Below are 5,095 nucleotides of genomic sequence, written 5' to 3' on the forward strand. Positions count from 1 at the left end.
AGAGTCAGCTTAGTAAAATATTTAACTTTCTGGAACTATCAGACTTGCAGACCACCCCAAAAAGCTATACTTAACGACAGGTCATTTTGGACTGGTGTTTTGAGGACTTTTTACGCCGGTGATGACAGGCGGTTTACTTCATGATGAAAACAGGGACAGTATTCGATGAAGCACGATTTATAAACGGGTAAGTCGCCACAGGCAGTGAGCTGGTCACCTAACTGGACAACACCGTGACAATATTGCCGCGACCGTCTTAACAGACGACTGGTTCCTTGAAGCCGACAACGTTGCGGCTATTGAGAAACGTGAGCCAGATTTTTTGATAAGACACTGCCTGTGTGCGCATTAAGAAAACTTAGCAAGATCGTTTACACCCAACCTGAGCCTGAAACTAACTGGACAGAACAACCAGCCTACTTTGAATAGTGCCAGCAAGGGTTAACCGATGAATGTTTAGTGCCCCTGGGGTCAACAGGAGTAGACCATCAGGCCGTGGTGAGACCACAGTAAGAGAGCCTCAATATGTGTTTGCTGTAAGCGATTGACTTATTAGCTGAACATGACAGAGCGAAGTAAAAGCTCTTGCTAAGTTATTTTTTATTGGCTGCCGGTGCCAAGGGTATTGTTTTTACTCTTGACTCCGGGAAGGCTCATATGTGTTAAGTTGCGCTCTAATTGTTGTTAAGTAGTTGAGCAAATGGAATCGAATATTTCTGGGGGAGTGGACAGTTACTATGCAAGGCACAGCGGCGGGAGCATAGCCGTAGCTATGTGACCAGAGTTGTAACACAGTAGGGTGACGGATCACTTACTCAGGAAATATGGTTTCATTTGGTCAACTACTTATTTTTCGAAATCGTATTTGATGTCTTGTTCGTAGCGTTTTGCTACCCCTATCTCTTTGCGTGCAGAGTTGATAAAGACAAGAGCTTTCTTAGATACAGTTCTGAAGTTGTCTTCTGATATTGAATACAACTTTTCTTGAGGGTTAAAACTACTTAGATTATTAATGCTGCGAATAATTTCCATGTAGTTTTGAACAGCTTCTGTAGAAGAGAAAATACCAAGTAATGCAATCGCTTCTATTCTTTTTTCTTCGTAGTGAATTTTGTCATCTATGGTAGCTTTTCCAAGTACCAACTTGCTAGTGAATTCGGAAATTGGCCTAACGCAATTTAGGTACTGCTCTATTTGTGTGTCATATCTCAACTTTCCTTTTGAAAATTTGCTATCAATTAACTTCATAAAAAAAGTTGATACCAAATTTGAGAGCATAGTTGAAAAGAATACGATTATTGCAGAGGTTGCAGCTATCCAACCTCCATACTGAGAAATAATCTTATCAATAATCTCATATACATCCATAGGTTTCTGAGTGTCTCCTTACTCGGTATAGCAACTTAACATTGTATTAGAACTCAAATGAGTAATATGGGATAACGAACTCAATTGAGGTATATCACCCAATCACCTTTCTTATTGGCTCATGTGAGGTATATCACCCATTTTTACAGGTTTGATAACTGCCTGAAAACTCACGCTTTTGCAGAACTCTCCAATATCTAGGAGTTATACCTTCAGTGAGTCTTTTCTCCCTGGTTGAAAATCACAACCACTCAATCGATAGGATAGGTCTATCATCAGTCAGTAATTTACAAACGTTGTTCAGAATGCCAGAAAGCGGCTCGCATAGTTGGCCAAGGAAAGCTGGAGTCGTGACTTTCTTTTTGTATCAAACCTGTCGCAGTTTCCGAAAAGACACTAAAGGTCAGAAATCATACTACCGTCCGTGGATTTTACCGTTACTGCTAAAATTGAGGCCGAGGCGCATGGGACTGGATAGCTCAGGCGATTTTCCTGCTTTGGCGCTATGAGTATTGTATCTCATTGGAATTCACCAAACTTTTGCTCCAGATATGCCTGATGTTCTACATCCGTTTTTTGGGTTAGCTCCAATCTTTTACACTCGAGCCTTCCCACACAGAATTGAACTCTGTTTTCAGAAATTGTTCCAAATCTCATAGTATCGATATATGAAATAAGTTCTTCAATGTGTACAACACCATCTGGAATATCCGTTTTAAAATGCGCATCTCCTGAAAAGACAACTAAGCCTTGAATATAACTTGATGGCAGGAAATCTAAAAGCTGACGAACTGCCTTTATATGTTTCTGATTTTGAAATATAGGGTTCTGGAACTTATTTTTAACTCTGTATATTACTTGAGTCCATTGCCTTTGTTTTTCGTGAGCAAACAACCAGCCCGTGTAATGTTTGGTTTCAATAACTAAAATCCCATTTTGGGATATAAGAATATGGTCGATTTGTGTTGTGCCATCCCCATATGTAAGTGTTACATTATTGAGTACATGGGATGTAGATATTTCACAGTATTTTGTGAGTTGCTTCCTTACTAAACCTTCACCGTGATTTCCATCCCATACTTTTCTTCGATTCCCATAATAAAAACCGATTTTAAAAATAACTAAAGATATAAAGCTTACTGACAATAGTATCTTTATATACAATTCTTGATTTAAAACTATTTCGCTATTCATCATGATTTTTTCAATGCTCTGCTGACGGAAGAGCAACGGATTACTGAATTTTACAGAATCGACTAAACTCTCGAATTAGCAGTACAGATGTTTGATATTTTCACTGTCTAAATGATAGTCCTCATTTGATAAGAAAGCTGAGAAAGCTGAGAAAGCTGGAGTCAGGTCTTCCTTTTTCATCGAGCCAACCAGAATTGCCGTCCAGACACGAAAGGTCAGAAAGCACGCTACCGCCCGTGGATTTACCGTTACCTGAAATTGAGGCCGGGGAGCATGGGACCAGATAGCTCGAAGGGACTTTGTTGGGAAAGCCATCATTGTACGACGGTAATATGTATGGTGGTAGTCGTGTATTAGCGAAGAGGCATAATTACCGTTGGTCTTTGATGTGGTTCTATTTTGAGTATTGGCAGGTTATGTCGGGAGCTGGTTTGTGAAAGCCCCTCAGAATTGCTGGCTTGGCGTTACAATAAAATTCGCTGGTTACGCCTCTGGGGACGAGGGTAATGAGGAAAAAGTTTTCAATGCCTGGTTGCTCTCTTTGAGGGGGCGGCCAGTGGCTTTTCACGCTGCTGGATATGATGAACCATCCATTCAACTCTTTCTTGCCATGCTCCCTTGTTATAGCCATCAAACTCATGTTCCATGGGTAATGTTGGACGCCTTAACCTGCAAGTTTAGTGCGAGGTGAAGGTTCAAAAGGTGCTTCGTACAGAAATAGTTAATGGTTTGCATGCAGTGAATTTTGCAGACAAATTTGACACGTCACCATAAAAATAGTGGCTTATTATGAATAAAGATAAGAGTGCTGTTAGGCCAGCCACAATCCTATGAGCCTGGCAGTCTGAACTCAAAAGTCGAACCGTTGGTTGACTTACTTGCAGGTGAGGTTGGTCAGAAGTTCCTGACTCAGCGCTGCTTGCCCAGTGTTACCAGTGGTTGTTGAATGTAACTTGCCAGATAGCGGCTTGCTGTCTGGATGGTTTGAAGATATCGGCTACTGTTTTAGTGCTTTACTCGGCAGAAATTTCGCTGAATTATAGAGTTTCAGAATGTTTGCTGTGAAAAGGATTTCATATGAACGCAATCATCAAGAACTATCTTCATGGCTACGCTGTTGATGTGGACTGGAGCAGGATATTCCCGGTCAGACTCAAAGTGGCAAAATCTCTGATGAATGTATTCCCGGCACTGGTGGGCTACCAGGTCTCCTGTCATGGTTATATTCGCAAGGATCATGAGTGTATCCTGACGTTTGAAGAAGCCTGCCGACGGATGAAAAAGGCTGGCGTATCCGCATCACTGCGATCAAGAATTCTTGAAGCCACTCAGGGAATGGGGTGTTTTTTTGCTGATGAAGCCCCGTTGCTGGATGTTTACGTCATTATGGATGGGCAGCCAGTTACGATTATTGATGAAGGCCAATGCTTGTTTCCGACTCCGTTCCCCCTGTCGACCTGGAAGCGGATCACTGAAGCGATGCAGCCTGAAGAGTACGCTCAGGCAAACTGGCCAAAAAGACGCCGGATGATTTTGAATACCATCAGACACAATGTTGGCTTTTACGACTGTTACTCAAAGATGATGGATAATGAGAGTGCCATGCGGCTTTTTGTGGATTACGTAAAACGCTATTTTCCAGAGCTGGTGACGGGGCTGTCGGATTTCCTTGAGAAGAAAGCCCATTATGGCCTCAAACCAGTGAAATCGGTGATGGCTGCTGAAGTTGATGATGAAGCCTGTGATGAGGCAGAAAAGCGCCGGGCTCGATACTCTGATTTGTACGAGCTGACTTATGATGTGTTTTCCGGTGTTTTTAGCAAGTCATGAGTACAGCATCATCAACCTGAATGATGGTAGGAGTGATGACCTCGGCCAGTTTTTTGGACTTCACTTACTCACTGGATGAGCTGCTGGGTCATCCGTTCTATATGTAAGCTCTGGCAGACAGGCATTTCAGGTGTTTGTCAATACCAGGCAATTAATGGCAGACTATCGAACGGGGCGATTTTCCCCTCTGTTTCAGCAGCCAAAGCACAGCTCTAAAGAATAATAAGGATGGCGACATGTCGGATTTCGAAGTGGGTTCGGTGATTCGTTATACAGGAGACTCTACCCACAATCTTGAGACGGGTGAGGTTGGACTGGTTTTTCACTTTTTAGAGTCAGAGGACGGGGAGGCTGAGTTATTGGTGGCTTTCTCCAATGACAGTGTTCAAGACTTCAATACGCTCGACAGTGATGACCTTGAATTTCTTTTTGTATTTGACGATTTTGAACTTATGAAGCAACTCTCAGAGTCTGTTGAGGATGGTCAGGGGGTTCCTCCCGAAGTCATCGACTTTCTGAACGAAGTTTCTGGATAAAACCATAGCGGTCCTGCAGGGAGGCAGATATGACAAGACTGAGAGTGCCAGTCAGTTTTAATGGCAGGAGCACCGAGCAATGTCCGCACTGTGGCAAGACGCGGCCTGTAGTGGATTTTTCGGAAGCGATGCATTCGCTGGATGCGTTAAAACGGCAGGAAGTGTTC

Annotated in this window: 5 protein-coding genes; 2 read left to right on the forward strand and 3 right to left on the reverse strand. The window is 42.7% G+C overall.

All coding sequences use genetic code 11. The annotated features are described in order from the left end of the window. Positions 1 to 846: 846 nt before the first annotated feature. The 3 genes from AK963_RS25195 to AK963_RS36720 all read right to left on the reverse strand — a co-directional run bounded on the left by AK963_RS25195 (position 847) and on the right by AK963_RS36720 (position 3,209). Entirely contained in the window at positions 847 to 1,368 is a 522-nt protein-coding gene (locus tag AK963_RS25195) for a hypothetical protein (protein WP_066018136.1), read from the reverse strand. 519 nt (positions 1,369 to 1,887) lie between these two features. Next, on the reverse strand, positions 1,888 to 2,565 hold the full coding sequence (locus AK963_RS25200; protein ID WP_066018137.1) for a nuclease-related domain-containing protein: 678 nt from the start codon (positions 2,563 to 2,565) through the stop codon (positions 1,888 to 1,890). Positions 2,566 to 3,083: 518 nt separating this feature from the next. Beyond that, positions 3,084 to 3,209 carry a hypothetical protein gene (locus tag AK963_RS36720; protein ID WP_274520555.1) on the reverse strand — a complete coding sequence of 42 codons (126 nt, stop codon included), beginning with the start codon at positions 3,207 to 3,209 and terminating at the stop codon, positions 3,084 to 3,086. 430 nt (positions 3,210 to 3,639) lie between these two features. Here AK963_RS36720 and AK963_RS25210 point away from each other — a divergent pair, with 430 nt between their 5' ends. Together AK963_RS25210 and AK963_RS25215 are read left to right on the forward strand one after the other, a co-directional pair. Beyond that, positions 3,640 to 4,392: a hypothetical protein gene (locus AK963_RS25210; protein WP_066018139.1), complete on the forward strand. Its 753-nt coding sequence runs from the start codon at positions 3,640 to 3,642 to the stop codon at positions 4,390 to 4,392. 236 nt (positions 4,393 to 4,628) lie between these two features. Beyond that, complete coding sequence (locus AK963_RS25215; RefSeq protein WP_066018140.1) at positions 4,629 to 4,928, forward strand: hypothetical protein; 300 nt, start codon at positions 4,629 to 4,631, stop codon at positions 4,926 to 4,928. The last annotated feature ends 167 nt before the right edge of the window (positions 4,929 to 5,095 follow it).

The organism is Endozoicomonas atrinae, assembly GCF_001647025.1.
Taxonomy (GTDB): Bacteria; Pseudomonadota; Gammaproteobacteria; order Pseudomonadales; family Endozoicomonadaceae; genus Endozoicomonas; species Endozoicomonas atrinae.

What these genes read in the sequence shown, in the direction of transcription:
- AK963_RS25195 (WP_066018136.1), bottom strand. Translation starts at nt 1,368, where the DNA reads ATGGATGTATATGAGATTATTGATAAGATTATTTCTCAGTATGGAGGT.
- AK963_RS25200 (WP_066018137.1), bottom strand. Translation starts at nt 2,565, where the DNA reads ATGATGAATAGCGAAATAGTTTTAAATCAAGAATTGTATATAAAGATA.
- AK963_RS36720 (WP_274520555.1), bottom strand. Translation starts at nt 3,209, where the DNA reads ATGGAACATGAGTTTGATGGCTATAACAAGGGAGCATGGCAAGAAAGA.
- AK963_RS25210 (WP_066018139.1), top strand. Translation starts at nt 3,640, where the DNA reads ATGAACGCAATCATCAAGAACTATCTTCATGGCTACGCTGTTGATGTG.
- AK963_RS25215 (WP_066018140.1), top strand. Translation starts at nt 4,629, where the DNA reads ATGTCGGATTTCGAAGTGGGTTCGGTGATTCGTTATACAGGAGACTCT.